Raw genomic sequence first — 15,812 nt, 5'->3', positions numbered from 1 at the left:
CCGGCAGCCGCTGCCGCTGCCTTAAAAAAAAAATTCCGCCTTGCGCGGAATTTTTTTGGTCTCGTCACCTGGCTCACTTGTCCAGCAAGCGGCAGACTCTTTCGATATTCCCCACAGGAATGCCTGATTTCAAGGCGCGCGCAATGCAGGCCGCCTTGTCCGTCCCCGAGGCGGAAATGAGCACGAAGGCCGTGCCCAGCACGCTGACGGCGACCAGCAGTATCAGCACGCCCTTGACGATATCCCAGTTCATTGCGCCTCAGTCAGCTCATACGTGAAATCATAATAATGCTTGCCCTCTTCGATGCGGATGGCCAGGCTGCCGGACAGCCCCTGCAACTGGCCCGTCCCCGTATCGGGCACCACCGTCACCGACAAGACGGGCGCGCCACGCGTCATGCTGCCACTGTGCTGCAAATAAAAACTGCCGTGGCGCCCGTCCACGGTGCCGTCCACCCGTTCCAGCGCCACATAGCCTGCCGAACCGGCCACGGCGGCGCGCACGCTGAGCATCTCGCCCTGCGCGCGGGCGTCGAGGGCGCCATGGTAGCGCTTGTCGAGCGACAAGCGTCCCAGCCCCGACTGCGCGGCCGTGTCCGACAAGGTTTCCGGGCTGATCTTGACATCGAATGTGCCGCGAATGGTAGGCATCAGTGCTCCCGCGTGAGTGAGGGGGTGGCGGCCGCATCCGGCCCGTTCAGCAGCGCGTGTAATTTTTGCATGGTGGCCCAGTTGCGCGACGTGACGCCATCGCCCAGCAGCACGCCCAGCGCCGCCACCACCTTGCTGGCCAGCACGCCATCGGGACACCAGGCATACGCGGCCCATTGGCCCAGGGCCAGCGCTTCCGGCTGCCACGGCTGCCGCAAGAGCGGCGCCAGGCGCTGGACATCGGCCGGGTTATTCAGCACCAGCGCCAGCAAGCGGGCCGCATCGGCCACGGGCGCCAGGCTGTTTTGCTCGATCAGTTCGGCAAACTGGCCGGCCGACAGCACCGTCACCCTGGCCGCCACGCCCAGTTTCAGCACCAGCGCTTCCTCGATGCGGGCAGCGGCGTCGGCCGGCGCCACCTTACCCCCGTCATACACGACGTTGCCACTGTTGAGTACCGTGCGGACGTCCGCAAAACCCAGGTCGCCCAGCAGCTTGCGCAGGTCGGCCATGGCCACGCGCTTGGCGCGGCCGACATTGATCCCGCGCAAAAACGCCACTTGCTGACTATTCTCTAGCTGTGCCATCAGTTGTCTCCTTGCCTATGCCTGGCTGCTGGTGCTTTCGGGCAACGGCGTCACCTTGGGCAAGCGCAACAGGAACGTCGCGCCCTGCCCCAGCGTACTGCTGACCGTGATGGTGCCGCCAAACTGCTTGGCAATCAAGTTAAACACGATATTCAAGCCCAGGCCGGTACCGCCCTGTCCGCGCCGCGTGGTGACAAAGGGATCGAACACGCGGTCGAGCATGTCGGGAGCGATGCCGCGGCCATTGTCGCGTACCTGCATGGCGATCCATTCGCCGTCGCGCTGCACGCCGATATGGATGTTGCCGGCCGTGTCCGCATCGAAGGCATGCTCGACACAGTTCAAGACCAGGTTGGTCAGCACCTGCGCCAGCGCGCCCGGATAGCTGTCGAACATGATGTCGGGCGGGCAATCGATATCGATGCTGATGCGCGTCTTTTTCAAGGTCGGCTGCAGGCTCGAGATGACTTCGCCGATATAGTCGCGCAATTCGAACAGGCGGCGCGCCTCGCTGACCTGGTCGACGGCGATCTGCTTGAAGCTGTGGATCAGGTGCGCGGCGCGGTAGGCATTGTTCATGATCAGCCGCGCGCTCTCGCCGGCCGTTTCCAGGTAGCGCACGATGTCGGTCTTCTTCACGCTGCCGCCTGCCACGGCCGCGCTGATGTGATCGGTCGCTTCCTTCAGCACCGAAGCGCTGGTCAGCGCGATGCCGACCGGGGTGTTGATTTCATGCGCCACGCCGGCCACCAGGCTGCCCAGCGAAGCCAGGCGTTCCGACTGCAGCAGCGATTCCTGCGCGCGGCGCAGCTCGTCCATGGCTTGCGCCGTCTCCTGCTGCGAGCGGCGCGCCATGTCTTCCGCCTCGCGGCTGCCCTCGATGATGGACTTGAGCTTGCGCTGCACGGCATTGAAGCCGCGGATCACGTCGCCCAGTTCGTCGCGCCGGTTTTCCGGCAGCTCTTCGACGTCATCGCTGCCGCGCGTGGCCAGGTCGAACAAGCCGTCGCGCAACTGTTTCAAGGGTTCGAAGACGATGCGCAGGCTCAGCGCCAGGGCGCCCACCAGGATGATGTCCAACAGCAACACTTCCAGCACCTTGCGCCGCACTTCGCTGCGCAAGGCCGCATCGATCTGCGCGCGGCTGAAATTGACGATGACCTTGCCGACGATCACGGGCTTGCCGCCCGTGGCCGCCGCCACGGCGTCGCGGAACACCAATGGCGCCTCGACCGGTGTGCCGCCCATGGCCACGTCGGCGCTCAGCGGCACCAGGGTGCCGGCCGCGTCGCGCACTTCGCCCGCGAACAGGCCCACGGAAGCGTCGTAGATGCGGATGCCGACCAGTTCCGGCGGCAGCATTTCGGCCGCGACGATGCTGTCGACCTTGGATTTGTCGAGGTCCCACAGGGCGGAAGGCAAGCTGGTCTGCAAACGCGTGAGCACGCCGCTGCGCAGGCGCGCGCTGCCCGATTCGAGTTCCTTGCTCAAGGTATATTGGGTATAGCTGCCAGAAATGCCCAGCACCAAGGTGACGATCACGACAAAAAGCAAGGTCAGCCGGACTTGAATACTCACCATCGATCAACACTCCCCGGGCCGGGCCAGCCGCCGGCCCGCGGCGCGGGCGCAGATACGTCAGCAATACAACAGCCTGAAGCAAATGTACGGTATGACATGCTTATTGGCAAGATTTACAGCAGCCACGTTTCCATTCGGGCCTTGATACAGGTTGAGACATTGCGTCATGGCAATGGTAATATCCCGCAATCATCTAAGGAGTCGTCATGGCGGTCATGCATCAACATCTACCCCTGGAACAAGTTCGTCCTGGCATGGTCTTGTCGGATGTCTTGCTCGATGCACATGGACAAGTGCTGTTGCCGCAAGGCGCGGTATTGACGGAAAACATGCTGGCCCTGATGCCGCGCCACGGCATCGACATGCTGCCGATCCAGGCGCCGCCTCCCTCGCCGGAAGAAATCGCCGCGCAGCAAGCAGCGCACAGCGCGCGGCTGGCCCACCTGTTCCGCAAACATGATCCGGACGACCCAGAGGACGCGGCCACCACCTTGCTGCGCAGCTATGTCACGCAATACCGCCTGGGCGCGGGAGGCGCGGCATGAGCACCAAGCTGACGCTCGACGACATCGTCGCCCACCTCGACGACCTGCCTTCGCTGCCCGCCGTCGTCATGGAACTATTGAACAGCATCGACCAGGACGACGTCGATATTTCCGTGCTGGCCAAGAAAGTGTCGTACGACCAGGCCCTGACGGCGAAAACCCTGCGCCTGGCCAACTCGTCGCAATATGGCTTGCAAGTGAAGGCCACCACCATCCAGCAGGCCATCACCTACCTGGGCTTCCAGACCACGCGCAGCCTGATCACGTCGGCCGCCATCACGGGCTGTTTCCCGGAAGGACGCTGTCCCGGTTTCGACGACAAGGCGTTCTGGCGCCATTCGGTGGCGACGGCCGCCTGCGCCAAGGTGCTGGCGCGGCAGATCCGCTTCAACCAGGATTACGCATTCACGGCCGGCTTGCTGCATAACATCGGCCGCCTGGTACTGGTCAGCAGCTTTCCCGCGCACTACGCGCAAGTCATCGCGCACCAGGCGGCGCACGATTGCAGCCTGCTCGAAGCGGAGCAGGCCGTGCTGGGCGTGGACCACGTGCAGGCAGGCACGGCACTGGCCGACCACTGGAATTTTTCCGACACCATGCGCCTGGCGCTGGCCAACTACCTGCAGCCGGACACGCCGGGGGCCGGCTTCCTGGCCGCGCTGATCCACGTGGCCAATGCCGTCGTCTGCGCGCTCGACCTGGCGCAGGCGGGTGACGACATGGTGCCGCGCGTCTCGCCCGTGGCCTGGGATGCCCTGGGCCTGGGCGAAGAAACGTATCTGCAGCTGTTCCGCGAAACGGAGCTGCGCTACGACGAAATCACCACGGCCTTGCTGGGCTGATGCCGTTAAGCGGACTCGTCATTCAAAGCCATCAACGCAAACGGCTCTCGCCGCGAGGCGAAAGCCGTTATGGGTACTGCGATAGGTCCATGCCGCCCCGTCCACGCCAGCCTGTTGCCGCCAGCAGTTACGCAAGCGGCACAGTCAGCGCGCGACGGCCGCATCAGTGCGCGTAATTCGATTCTTGCGCATCGCCGCGGTCTTCCGCTTTTGGACGGCCCTGGGCGTCGGACAGACGATACTTGGTGCGGCGGTCGCCCATCAGGTCGCGCAGGTCGCGGATGCTCATGCCCGTCACTTCGTGCATGCGGATCAGCAGCGAAGCGCCCACCGGCAAACGGTGGTGACGGATCTTGCTGATGACGGGTGGCGCCACTTCGAGCAGGCGCGACAGGGCTGCATCGTTTTTCAGCTGCATCTTGCTCAGCAGAATATCCAGCAGGTGATTCGGGTTGTAACTCTCTTGCGATGCTAATGCATGATGTGCCATGATTTTTCCTCGTCTAGTGAATGTAGAAAATAATGCCGATACGAACTTAAGGCTGGCTTAGAGTGTTTAAATAAACGTCTTTCCATCGGATTCAGCCCTCCCCCGCCTTTCCTCCTTATCGCACTGCCTGCACAGGACTCGCACAGCCACGTCCAGCCAACGTGCGCAGCTTGCCGCGTGAGTAAAAGCACGTGCAATCCACTGAAATGAATTGCATATAAGGCAATATACTAGTCCAAACAGGCAGCATCTGCGCCTCGCGCAAACTTCCTGATTGTTAAATATCAATCAAGCTGCTGGTAGGCTTGGCAACGATGCTATTTCAACACATTAGGATGCCAGCGGGCGCACACAAGGCTTTGCAGCAACTTGTTACAAATCAATGGTGTCATACGGCAATAAATGCTTTTCGGCATCGCCGTGCCTGGCATCATGTTCAGGCTGCAACCTTGTCGGCAAGGTCAGTACGCCATGGCCCGTGCCCGCGATTTACGCTAAACTACGGCCTGAACTTGCAGCGGGCCTGCCACCGGGCAGCCAGAGGCGCCCGGCCGGTCATCCACCGCCTTCCGCCCCCAGCGGCGCACGGCGCACGCCCCTTGCCCTGCTTTTTGCCGCCACATATATTTGTCCCACTTATTTGCCGCCACATTTACCGATAAGCACCGACTCCATGCAGAAAAAAGTATTCATTAAAACCTTCGGCTGCCAGATGAACGAGTACGACTCGGACAAGATGGCCGACGTGCTGGGCGCGTCCGATGGCCTGGTGCGCACCGACACGCCGGAAGATGCCGATGTAATCCTGCTCAACACCTGCTCCGTGCGCGAAAAGGCGCAGGAAAAAGTGTTTTCCGACCTGGGCCGCCTGCGCGAGCTGAAACTGGCCAAGCCCCACCTGCTGATCGGCGTGGGCGGCTGCGTGGCGTCGCAGGAAGGCGACGCCATCGTCAAGCGCGCGCCCTATGTCGACATGGTGTTCGGCCCGCAAACCCTGCACCGCCTGCCGCAGATGATCGAACTGCGGCGCGCCAGCGGCGATTCGCAGGTGGACATCAGCTTCCCGGAAATCGAAAAGTTCGACCACATGCCGCCGGCCAAGGTGGAAGGCGCCTCGGCCTTCGTCTCCATCATGGAAGGCTGCAGCAAATACTGCAGCTACTGCGTCGTGCCCTACACGCGCGGCGAGGAAGTGTCGCGCCGCTTCGAGGACGTGCTGACGGAAGTGGCGGGCCTGGCTGCCCAGGGTGTCAAGGAAATTACCCTGCTGGGCCAGAACGTGAATGCCTACCGGGGCGCGATGGAAGGCGGCGAGATCGCCGACTTCGCCCTGCTGCTCGAATACGTGGCCGACATTCCCGGCATCGAACGCATGCGTTTCGTCACCAGCCACCCGAAGGAATTCACGCAGCGCCTGATCGACGCCTACGCGAAGATCCCGCAGCTGGTCGACCATTTGTATTTGCCGGCGCAGCACGGTTCCGACAAGGTGCTGGGCGCCATGAAACGCGGCTACACGGGCCTCGAATACAAGTCCATCATCCGCCGCATCCGCGCCGTGCGCCCGAACATGGCCATTTCCTCGGACTTCATCGTGGGCTTTCCTGGCGAGACCCAGGCTGACTTCGACGCCATGATGAAACTGATCGCGGACGTCGGTTTCGACAACAGCTACAGCTTCATCTTCAGCAAGCGCCCCGGCACGCCGGCCGCCAATCTGGAAGACGACACGCCGCATGAAGTCAAGCTGGCCCGGCTGCAGCAGCTGCAGGCGGCCATCGACGCCAACACGCGCAAGTACAGCCTGGCCATGGTGGGCAGCGTGCAAACCATCCTCGTCGAAGGCCGCTCGAAGAAGGACACCAACGACAGCGAACTGCAAGGCCGCACGGAAAACAACCGCGTGGTCAATTTCGACGCCGGCCCGGACGGTTTGCAATTGATCGGCCAGCTGGTCGACGTGCGCATCACCGAAAGCCATTCCTACACCCTGCGCGGCGAACTCGTCGCCAGCGCACCCGCATTGAAAAGAGCCAGTTGAAAACCAAAGCCCCGATACAGCCGCATTACTTCATCCCCGAGCCGCTGGACAACACGCGCCTGGCGCATCTGTGCGGGCCGCTCGATGAAAACCTGCGCCAGATTTCCGCCGCCCTCGACGTGACGATCTTCCGCCGCGGCGAGAAATTCATCGTCGGCGGCAGCAATGCCGAGCGGGCCGTGGAAATCCTCGAACAGTTCTACGCCATCGCCAACAAGGTCGTGCCGCTGGAAGAAGTGCAGCTGGCCCTGGTGGAGCAGCGCGCGGGACTGTCCGCCGCCTCGGAACACCACGCCAACGCGCCCGTCAGCACCTTCGTCGAGCCCGACATCGCCAGCCCCGTGCTGAAAACGCGGCGCTCCGACCTGCGCGGACGCACGCCGCACCAGATCGCGTATTTGCGCGACATCCTCGAACACGACATCAGCTTCGGCGTGGGCCCGGCCGGCACGGGCAAGACGTATCTCGCCGTCGCCTGCGCCGTCGACGCGCTCGAACGCGACGCCGTCAAGCGTATCATCTTGACGCGCCCCGCCGTCGAAGCGGGCGAGCGCCTGGGCTTCCTGCCGGGCGACCTGGCGCAAAAGGTCGATCCGTACCTGCGTCCCCTGTACGATGCGCTGTACGATTTGCTGGGCTTTGACCGCACGCAAAAACTGTTTGAAAAACAGGTGATCGAGATCGCCCCGCTAGCCTACATGCGCGGGCGCACCCTGAATCACGCGTTCGTCATCCTCGATGAAGCACAGAACACCACCGTCGAACAGATGAAGATGTTCTTGACGCGCATCGGCTTCGGCAGCAAGGCCGTGGTGACGGGCGACGTGACGCAGGTCGACCTGCACAAGAGCCAGACAAGCGGCCTGATCGACGCCGTGCAAGTCCTGAAAGACGTGCGCGGCATCGGCTTCACGCAATTTAACAGCACCGACGTGGTGCGCCATCCGCTTGTCGCGCGCATCGTCGATGCGTATGAAACGGCGCAGGCGGCCCATGCCGACGCTGCCCAGTTACTCCCCCTGATCAAACCAGCTGCCGCCAAAAATGTCCGAAAAAAATAAACTGTCCCTGTCCGTGCAATATCCGGACGCCCGCCTGGAAACCCTGATCACGCGCCCGAAAGTGCGCCGCTGGGTCAAGGCGGCCCTGTTCGCGCCCGCCGAATTCACCATCCGCTTCGTCGATGCCGAGGAAGGCCGCACCCTGAACCGCGACTACCGCGAAAAGGACTACGCCACCAACGTGCTGACCTTTGCCTACAACGAAGGCGAAGAACTGGGCGACGACGAACCGACGCGCGCCGACATCATCCTGTGCACGGACGTGCTGGAAAAGGAAGCGGCGGAACAGAAGAAAAGCGTGGAAGAGCATACGGCCCACCTGATCGTGCACGGCGTGCTGCATGCGCAGGGCTACGACCACATGGATGACGAAGAAGCCACCGAGATGGAAGGCCTGGAAACGGAAATCCTGGCCAAGCTCGGCATCACCGATCCATACAAGGAGTAAGCAGATGGGAACCTGGGCCACCGACGCCTTCGGCAACGACTACGCCATGGATTGGGCGCAGGACTTGCACGAATACAAAACCCTGGAACTGGTCGAGACGACGCTCGACAACGTCATCGACAGCCAGGAAGCGGAGCTCGAAGCGCCGTTTGCCGCCGAAGCGCTGGCCGCGCTGGAAGTGATCGCCCGCCTGCTGGGCAAGCCGGGCGAAGACGATCCCGCCACGGCGGAAGTGGACGAATGGGTGGCCGCCTGCAAGAAGAAAGTCACGCCGCCGCTGCTGGAAAAAGCGCGCCTGGCGCTGGACAGGATCGTGGCGGAGTCGTCGGAACTGCGCCAGCTGTGGCAGGACAGCGAGCATTTCGCCGACTGGCAGGCGGACGTGGCCCAGTTACGCGCCCGCGTACTGGGTCCGCAAGCCTGAAACGTCGGGCAACGGGGCACTTCAGCGTATTAAATTTGCATCAAAAGCGGGGAAATCCGGTGTGACCCCACTTTTGGTGTATCCTATATCCCTTCGCAACAACGGCTCACGCCTCCTATGCCCGAGCACCCTAGTGGCGTCAGAACTGACGTCAAGCCCCACCGGTCACTGTTTGAACGCCTGACCGCACTCATTTCCCCCGAGCCAGAGAACCGTGCAGAATTGCTCGATGTTCTACACGATGCGCATGAACGCAAGCTGATCGACGCCGACGCCCTGTCGATGATCGAAGGCGTGTTCCAAGTATCGGATCTCTGTGCGCGCGACATCATGATTCCCCGTTCGCAAATGGATGTCATCGACATCAGCAAGCCGATCGAGGAATGGATGCCGGAAGTCCTGTCCACCGCCCACTCGCGCTTCCCCGCGATCGAAGGCGAGCGCGACAAGGTCATCGGCATCCTGCTGGCGAAAGACTTGCTGCGTTATTACGCAGAAGAAACTTTCGACGTCCGCGACATGCTGCGCCCCGCCATCTTCATCCCCGAATCGAAACGCCTGAATGTGCTGCTGCGCGATTTCCGCGCCAACCACAATCACATGGCCATCGTCGTCGATGAATACAGCGGCGTCGCCGGCCTGATCACCATCGAAGACGTGCTGGAACAGATCGTCGGCGATATCGAGGACGAATACGACTTCGACGAAGCCGAGGACAATATCCTGTCGCTCAAGGAAGGCCAGTTCGGCCCCCGCTGGAGAGTCAAGGCGCTGACCGAGATCGAACAGTTCAACGAAGAAGTGGGCAGCCACCTGGTAGACGACGACGTCGACACCATCGGCGGCCTCGTCTCCAAGTACCTGGGCCGCATGGCGCACAAGGGCGACATCTTCGACCTGGGCAATCTGCGCTTCGAAGTGCTGCGCGCCGATGCGCGCCAGGTGCACGTGCTACTCGTCGAGCGCCTGCCCAATGTACCGGAACTGGAACTCTGACATGCGCGTGCTGTAAATGCGTTTCAGACGCGCTGACCCCAACGCCCCCGCCAAACCGCCCCGCAGCACGTGGGCGCGCATGCTGACTGCCGCCATTGCCGGCGCCGTCGCCGTGCTGGCGTTCGCCCCTTTCGGCTACTGGCCCTTGCAGATCCTCAGCCTGGGCGTGCTGTTCTACCAGGTGCTGCGCGCGTCCAGCGTGAAAAGCGGCGCGCTGATCGGCTGGGCCTACGGCTTCGGCTGGTGCGCGGCCGGCACGCACTGGCTGTACATCTCCATGCACCGCTATGGCGACATGGCCGCACCGGTCGCTGCCATCGCCGTGGCCTTGCTGGCCCTGTTGATGGCCATCTACGTGGCGCTGGCCATGGGCGCGGCCGCCTGGCTGCGCCAGCGCTGGGTACTGTCGCTGCCGGCCATGACCTTGCTGGTGCTGCCCGCGACCTGGACCCTGTTCGAATGGACGCGCGGCTGGCTGTTTACGGGTTTCCCATGGCTGGCCACGGGCTACGCCCACAATGCCAGCCCGCTGGGCGGCTTTGCCCCCATCGTCGGCGCGTATGGCCTGGGCTGGCTGGCGGCGCTGTCGGCCGGCGCCCTGCTCCTGCTGACGCACCGCACGCGCTGGAAGGCGCTGGCCGGCCTAGTCGCGCTGTACGGGGCCGGCATCGGCCTGCACTATGTGAACTGGACGCACCCCGTCGGACGCCCGATCACCGTGCGCCTGTTGCAGGGCAATGTGCCGCAGCAGCAGAAATTCGATCCCGGTTTCGTGCTGGGCGCCCTGCAGATGTACCAGAGCGCCATCACGGGCGCGCCGGCCGACCTGATTGCCACGCCGGAAACGGCCGTCACCGTGCTGCCGCACCAGCTGCCGCCCGGCTATCTGGATAGCCTGGCGACGTATGCGCAGCAGACGGGCAGCACGATTCTGCTCGGCATGCCCGTGCTCGACGAGCAGCAGCGCTTCTACAATGCGGCGCTGGGCATTACCCCCAACAACGCGGCAGGCCCCTACTACCAGTACCGCAAGCACCACCTGGTGCCGTTCGGCGAATTCGTGCCGCCTGGCCTGCACTGGTTTGTCGCCATGATGGCCATCCCGCTGGGCGACATGGGCCGTGGCGCCGAAGTGCAGGCGCCGCTGCAGGTGCGCGACCAGCTGGTGCTACCGAATATCTGCTACGAAGACTTGTTTGGCGAGGAAATCGCCGGCCAGCTGGCCAGCGCCCACCGCAATGGCAAGCAGTCGGCATCGGTGCTGCTCAATATCTCGAACCTGGCCTGGTTTGGCGACTCGATCGCCATCCCGCAGCATCTGCAGATTTCGCAGATGCGCAGCCTGGAAATGGGCCGCCCCATGCTGCGCTCGACGAACACGGGCGCCACGGCCGTCATCGACGGCAAGGGCGTGGTGCAAAGCCTGCTGCCGCCGGAACAGCAAGCCACCCTGGCGGCCAAGGTGCAAGGCATGGGCGGCATGACGCCATACATTCTGTACGGCAACAAACTGGTGCTGGCCCTGGCCGCGCTGGCCCTGCTGACGGCCTTCCTGCTGTCGCGCGCCGCCCGCCGTGGCGGCGCCGCACAGCAATAAGCGGCCGATATTGCCCGAAGAGTCACAGTGGGCCCGTAAAAACCGCTAAAATTAGCAAAACCCCGGCCCGGACGCGCTTGTTAGCAGCGTGCGGGCTTCAAGCAAACCTTAACAAAGCGCAGCCTGTCCGCGCGGCGAACTCATACGATGCTCACATTTCAACAAATTATCCTGACCTTGCAAACCTATTGGGACAAGCAAGGTTGCGCCCTGCTCCAGCCTTACGACATGGAAGTCGGCGCCGGCACCTTCCACACCGGCACCTTCCTGCGCGCGATCGGCCCGGAACCCTGGCGCGCCGCGTATGTGCAGCCGTCGCGCCGCCCGAAGGATGGCCGCTATGGCGAAAACCCGAACCGCATGCAGCACTACTACCAGTACCAAGTGGTATTGAAGCCGGCACCGGAAAACATCCTCGACCTGTATCTGGGGTCGCTGGCCGCGCTGGGCCTGGACTTGAAGCAGAATGACGTGCGCTTCGTCGAAGACGACTGGGAAAGCCCGACCCTGGGCGCCTGGGGCCTGGGCTGGGAAGTCTGGCTGAACGGCATGGAAGTGACCCAGTTCACCTACTTCCAGCAAGTGGGCGGCCTCGATTGCAAGCCTGTGCTGGGCGAAATCACCTACGGCATCGAACGCCTGGCCATGTATCTGCAAGGCGTGGAAAACGTGTATGACCTGGTGTGGACGGAGTGGGAAGAAAACGGCGTCACCAAGAAGCTGACGTATGGCGACGTCTTCCACCAGAACGAAGTGGAGCAATCGACCTACAACTTCGAGCACGCGAATACGGATCTGCTGTTCGAACAGTTCAGCAACTACGAAGCGGAAGCGAAGCGCCTGATCGAGCTGCAACTGACCTTGCCCGCCTACGAGAAGATCATGAAGGCGTCGCACAGCTTCAATATGCTCGATGCGCGCGGCGCCATCTCGGTAACGGAACGCGCCGCCTATATCGGCCGCGTGCGCACCCTGTCGCGCCTGGTGGCGCAAGCGTACTACGACTCGCGCGAGCGCCTCGGTTTCCCGATGCTGCCCGCCGCAGACCAAGCCGCCGCCTAATTCGAGCCTCCATACCGCCGCACCTGACAAGAACACCATGAACCAAACACTGCTCATCGAACTGCTGACCGAAGAACTGCCGCCGAAAGCGCTGGCCAAACTGGGCGCCGCCTTTACTGCCGGCATCGTCAACGGTTTGAAATCGCGCGACTTCCTGGAAGCCGACAGCGTCGCCACCAGCTACGCCTCGCCGCGCCGCCTGGCCGTCTCCATCACCAACGTGCGCGAAGTCTCGCCCGACAAATCGATCCGTGAAAAAGTCCTGCCCGTCTCCGTGGCACTGGACGCGAACGGCAACGGCACGCCGCCGCTGGCCAAGAAACTGGCCGCACTGGGCTTCCCCGACCTGACGGTGGCGGACTTGGAACGCGCCGCCGACGGCAAGGCCGACAGCTTCTTCTACACCTACACGGCGCCGGGCAGCCAGCTCGCCGCGGGCGCGCAGGCGGCCCTGACAGAGTCGGCCGCCAAGCTGCCGATTCCAAAACTGATGAGCTATCAGCGCCCGGACGGCACCACCGTGCAATTCGTGCGCCCGGCGCACAGCCTGATCGCCCTGCACGGCATCAATATCGTGCCATTGACCCTGCTGGGCCTGACGGCCGGCCGCACCACCCTGGGCCACCGCTTCCTCACCGACGGCACGCCGATCAGCATCGCGCACGCGGAAAACTACGCGCCCTCGCTGATCCTCAACGCCAGCGTCATCGCCAGCAACGAGGAACGCAAGGAACGCATCCGCGCCCAGCTGCTGGACAAGGCCGGTGCCGATCAGGTGCTGATGCCCGAAGCGCTGCTCGACGAAGTCACCGCGCTGGTCGAATGGCCGGTCGTGTATGAATGCCACTTCGAGGAAGAATTCCTGGCCGTGCCGCAGGAATGCCTGATCCTCACCATGCAGACGAACCAGAAATATTTCGCGCTGACGGACAGCGAAGGCAAACTGCGCTCGCGCTTCCTGATCGTCTCGAACATCGAGACGGACACGCCCGAGCACATCATCGGCGGCAACGAGCGCGTCGTGCGCCCGCGCCTGTCGGACGCCAAATTCTTCTTCGAGCAGGACAAGAAGAAAACGCTGGCATCGCGCCTGCCGCTGCTGGCCAACGTGGTCTACCACAACAAACTGGGCACGCAAGCGGCCCGCACAGAGCGCGTCAAGTCGCTGGCCGGCGCCATCGCCGCCAAGCTGCAATATGACGTGGCCCTGGCCGAACGGGGCGCCCTGCTGGCCAAGGCCGACCTGCTGACCGACATGGTGGGCGAATTCCCCGAGCTGCAAGGCATCATGGGCACGTACTACGCGCGCCACGACGGCGAGCCGGAAGAAGTGGCGCTGGCCGCGTCCGAGCACTACCAGCCGCGCTTTGCCGGCGACAGCCTGCCGACCACCGCCACCGGCACCGCCGTGGCCCTGGCCGACAAGCTCGAAACCCTGGTCGGCATCTGGGCCATCGGCCTGGCGCCAACGGGCGACAAGGACCCGTTCGCGCTGCGCCGCCACGCGCTGGGCGTGCTGCGCATGCTGCTGGAAAAACGCCTGCCATTGTCGATCCAGGGCTTGCTGGCCGACGCCGCCGCGCAGTTCGCAGCCGTTCCCGGCTTCAAGGATCCTGTGCTCGACGTCACCACCTTCATGCTCGACCGCCTGCGCGGCATCCTGCGCGAGCGCGGCTTCTCGCCGAATGAAATCGAAGCCGTCGTGGCGCAAAATCCGGACCGCCTGGACGACATCGTGCAGCGGCTGGAAGCCGTGCAGGCGTTTGCCGCCCTGCCGGAAAGCGCTTCGCTGGCCGCCGCCAACAAGCGCATCACGAACATCCTGAAAAAGAACGAGGAAGCGCTCAGGTTGGTCGCCGATGCCGGCGTCAACGTGGCGCTGCTGCAGGACGAAGCGGAGAAAAAACTGGCCGCCGCCGTCTCGCGCGTGCAGCCGGAAATCGACGCTGCCTTTGCCAAGGGCGATTTCGCGGGCACGCTGCAAACCCTGGCGCAGCTGCGCGACGACGTCGACGGCTTCTTCAACGACGTGATGGTGATGGCCGAGGATGTCGCCCTGCGCAACAACCGCCTGGCCTTGCTGTCTTCGCTGCACGGCATGATGAACCGCGTGGCCGACATTTCCAAGCTGGCGGCATAATGGGCATTCCGGCGCTGAAACTGATTATTCTCGACCGCGACGGCGTCATTAATCATGACTCGCCGGACTTCATCAAGTCGCCGGCCGAATGGCTGCCGATCCCCGGCTCGCTCGAAGCGATCGCCCGCCTGAACCAGGCCGGCTATCGCGTCGTCGTCGCCTCGAACCAGTCGGGCATCGCGCGCGAATACTTCGACATGACGGTGCTGAACGCGATCCACCAGAAGATGCACACCCTGGCGCAGCAGGTGGGCGCCGACATCGACGCCATCTTCTTTTGCCCGCATGCGGGCGCGGACAATTGCGACTGCCGCAAGCCGAAACCGGGCATGTTCCATGAGATTTCGCAGCGCTACAACACCAGCCTGAAAGGCGTGCCCACCGTTGGCGATTCGCTGCGCGACCTGCAGGCAGGTTTCATCAGCGGTTGCGTGCCCTACCTGGTCCTGACGGGCAAGGGCGAAAAAACCGATGAAACGGGCGGCCTGCCGCCTGGCACCCAGGTCTTCCCCGACCTGGCCGCCGTGGTCAGCCACCTGCTCAAGGCGCCCGCGGTACCGGCGCCCACCGTGGCATTCAGTATCTAATTTTCGGAGAACCGCATTGCGTAATATTTCCCTGTTCCTGCGATCCCTGCTGTTCATGATCATCATGATCGTGGCCACCATCGTCTGGGCCTGCGTGTGCTTTTTTGCCGCGCCATTGAGCTACAACAAGCGCTATTGGGTCACCTCGCGCTGGAACGTGTTTATCCTGTGGTGTGCCAAGGTCATTTGCGGCATCCGCTATGAAGTCAAGGGCGCCGAGAATTTCCCCGACGCGCCGGCCATCGTGCTGTCGAAGCACCAGTCGGCATGGGAAACCATCTTCTTGCTGCCCAGCCTTCCCCGTCCGCTGGTCTACGTGTTCAAGAAGGAGATCCTGTACATCCCCTTCTTCGGCTGGGCCATGGCGCTGCTGCGCATGATCCCCATCGACCGCAAGCAGGGCAAGCATGCCTTCAAGAGCGTGGTCGCGCATGGCAAGCGCCGCCTGGCCGACGGCCAATGGATTATCATGTTCCCTGAAGGCACCCGCATTCCCGTGGGCCAGGCGGGCAAGTACAAGAGCGGCGGCACGCGCCTGGCCATTGCCACGGGCGCCGTGGTGGTGCCGATTGCGCACAATTCAGGCGAGTGCTGGCCCAAGCAGTCGTTCCTCAAACGCCCGGGGCTGATCACCGTCTCGATAGGCAAACCGATTTCGCCGGAAGGGCAAACCCCGGACAGCATGATGCAACAGGTGGAAAATTGGATAGAATCAGAAATGCGCGTCATTTCGCCTCACGCCTACAACGCTGGCTAGACG

Annotated in this window: 17 protein-coding genes; 12 read left to right on the top strand and 5 right to left on the bottom strand. The window is 63.1% G+C overall.

What is annotated here, in order from left to right; translation table 11 throughout:
- Positions 1 to 73 precede the first annotated feature (73 nt).
- Genes GCN75_RS17965 through GCN75_RS17950 form a run of 4 tightly spaced genes read right to left on the bottom strand, consistent with a single transcriptional unit; the run spans position 74 to position 2,819 of the window.
- Positions 74 to 253 (bottom strand): hypothetical protein, encoded by a 180-nt coding sequence (locus tag GCN75_RS17965; RefSeq protein WP_152257982.1) that lies wholly within the window; start codon positions 251 to 253, stop codon positions 74 to 76.
- A complete protein-coding gene (locus GCN75_RS17960; protein WP_152283669.1) occupies positions 250 to 651 on the bottom strand; it encodes a DUF3224 domain-containing protein in 402 nt (133 codons plus the stop codon). The genes GCN75_RS17965 and GCN75_RS17960 overlap by 4 nt, the downstream gene beginning before the upstream one ends.
- A complete protein-coding gene (locus tag GCN75_RS17955) occupies positions 651 to 1,238 on the bottom strand; it encodes a DUF1697 domain-containing protein (RefSeq protein WP_152283668.1) in 588 nt (195 codons plus the stop codon). The genes GCN75_RS17960 and GCN75_RS17955 overlap by 1 nt, the downstream gene beginning before the upstream one ends.
- Positions 1,239 to 1,253: 15 nt before the next feature.
- Entirely contained in the window at positions 1,254 to 2,819 is a 1,566-nt protein-coding gene (locus GCN75_RS17950; protein ID WP_152283667.1) for a sensor histidine kinase, read from the bottom strand.
- Between the two features lie 215 nt (positions 2,820 to 3,034).
- Here GCN75_RS17950 and GCN75_RS17945 point away from each other — a divergent pair, with 215 nt between their 5' ends.
- Both GCN75_RS17945 and GCN75_RS17940 read left to right on the top strand, forming a co-directional pair.
- Positions 3,035 to 3,364, top strand: a complete 330-nt coding sequence (locus GCN75_RS17945) for a hypothetical protein (RefSeq protein WP_319633296.1) — start codon at positions 3,035 to 3,037, stop codon at positions 3,362 to 3,364.
- Positions 3,361 to 4,206 (top strand): HDOD domain-containing protein, encoded by an 846-nt coding sequence (locus tag GCN75_RS17940; protein WP_152283666.1) that lies wholly within the window; start codon positions 3,361 to 3,363, stop codon positions 4,204 to 4,206. The genes GCN75_RS17945 and GCN75_RS17940 overlap by 4 nt, the downstream gene beginning before the upstream one ends.
- A 163-nt stretch (positions 4,207 to 4,369) precedes the next feature.
- On the opposite strand, the gene GCN75_RS17935 is transcribed toward GCN75_RS17940, so the two are convergent.
- Positions 4,370 to 4,696: a hypothetical protein gene (locus tag GCN75_RS17935; RefSeq protein WP_034746769.1), complete on the bottom strand. Its 327-nt coding sequence runs from the start codon at positions 4,694 to 4,696 to the stop codon at positions 4,370 to 4,372.
- Between the two features lie 673 nt (positions 4,697 to 5,369).
- Here GCN75_RS17935 and miaB point away from each other — a divergent pair.
- From miaB to GCN75_RS17885, 10 genes are all read left to right on the top strand, one after another.
- Positions 5,370 to 6,737 carry a tRNA (N6-isopentenyl adenosine(37)-C2)-methylthiotransferase MiaB gene (miaB, locus tag GCN75_RS17930; RefSeq protein WP_152283665.1) on the top strand — a complete coding sequence of 456 codons (1,368 nt, stop codon included), beginning with the start codon at positions 5,370 to 5,372 and terminating at the stop codon, positions 6,735 to 6,737.
- On the top strand, positions 6,734 to 7,798 hold the full coding sequence (locus GCN75_RS17925) for a PhoH family protein (RefSeq protein ID WP_152283664.1): 1,065 nt from the start codon (positions 6,734 to 6,736) through the stop codon (positions 7,796 to 7,798). The genes miaB and GCN75_RS17925 overlap by 4 nt, the downstream gene beginning before the upstream one ends.
- On the top strand, positions 7,782 to 8,246 hold the full coding sequence (ybeY, locus tag GCN75_RS17920; RefSeq protein WP_152283663.1) for an rRNA maturation RNase YbeY: 465 nt from the start codon (positions 7,782 to 7,784) through the stop codon (positions 8,244 to 8,246). The genes GCN75_RS17925 and ybeY overlap by 17 nt, the downstream gene beginning before the upstream one ends.
- 4 nt (positions 8,247 to 8,250) lie before the next feature.
- The gene (locus tag GCN75_RS17915) at positions 8,251 to 8,670 is read left to right on the top strand and encodes a DUF4259 domain-containing protein (RefSeq protein WP_152283662.1); all 420 of its coding nucleotides are present in this window, start codon (positions 8,251 to 8,253) and stop codon (positions 8,668 to 8,670) included.
- Between the two features lie 117 nt (positions 8,671 to 8,787).
- A complete protein-coding gene (locus tag GCN75_RS17910; protein WP_071075558.1) occupies positions 8,788 to 9,666 on the top strand; it encodes an HlyC/CorC family transporter in 879 nt (292 codons plus the stop codon).
- 79 nt (positions 9,667 to 9,745) lie between these two features.
- A complete protein-coding gene (gene lnt, locus GCN75_RS17905) occupies positions 9,746 to 11,263 on the top strand; it encodes an apolipoprotein N-acyltransferase (protein ID WP_152283661.1) in 1,518 nt (505 codons plus the stop codon).
- A gap of 147 nt (positions 11,264 to 11,410) precedes the next feature.
- Positions 11,411 to 12,325 carry a glycine--tRNA ligase subunit alpha gene (gene glyQ / locus GCN75_RS17900; protein WP_152283660.1) on the top strand — a complete coding sequence of 305 codons (915 nt, stop codon included), beginning with the start codon at positions 11,411 to 11,413 and terminating at the stop codon, positions 12,323 to 12,325.
- A 37-nt stretch (positions 12,326 to 12,362) separates the two neighbouring features.
- Positions 12,363 to 14,465: a glycine--tRNA ligase subunit beta gene (gene glyS / locus GCN75_RS17895; RefSeq protein ID WP_152283659.1), complete on the top strand. Its 2,103-nt coding sequence runs from the start codon at positions 12,363 to 12,365 to the stop codon at positions 14,463 to 14,465.
- Positions 14,465 to 15,052: a D-glycero-beta-D-manno-heptose 1,7-bisphosphate 7-phosphatase gene (gene gmhB, locus GCN75_RS17890; RefSeq protein WP_152257969.1), complete on the top strand. Its 588-nt coding sequence runs from the start codon at positions 14,465 to 14,467 to the stop codon at positions 15,050 to 15,052. The genes glyS and gmhB overlap by 1 nt, the downstream gene beginning before the upstream one ends.
- Before the next feature lie 16 nt (positions 15,053 to 15,068).
- Entirely contained in the window at positions 15,069 to 15,809 is a 741-nt protein-coding gene (locus GCN75_RS17885; RefSeq protein ID WP_034746739.1) for a lysophospholipid acyltransferase family protein, read from the top strand.
- The last annotated feature ends 3 nt before the right edge of the window (positions 15,810 to 15,812 follow it).

The organism is Janthinobacterium violaceinigrum (genome assembly GCF_009208555.1).
Lineage (GTDB): Bacteria > Pseudomonadota > Gammaproteobacteria > Burkholderiales > Burkholderiaceae_D > Janthinobacterium > Janthinobacterium violaceinigrum.
Note: the sequence above shows the minus strand (reverse complement) of the source record. Positions and strands in the feature narration are given on the sequence as shown.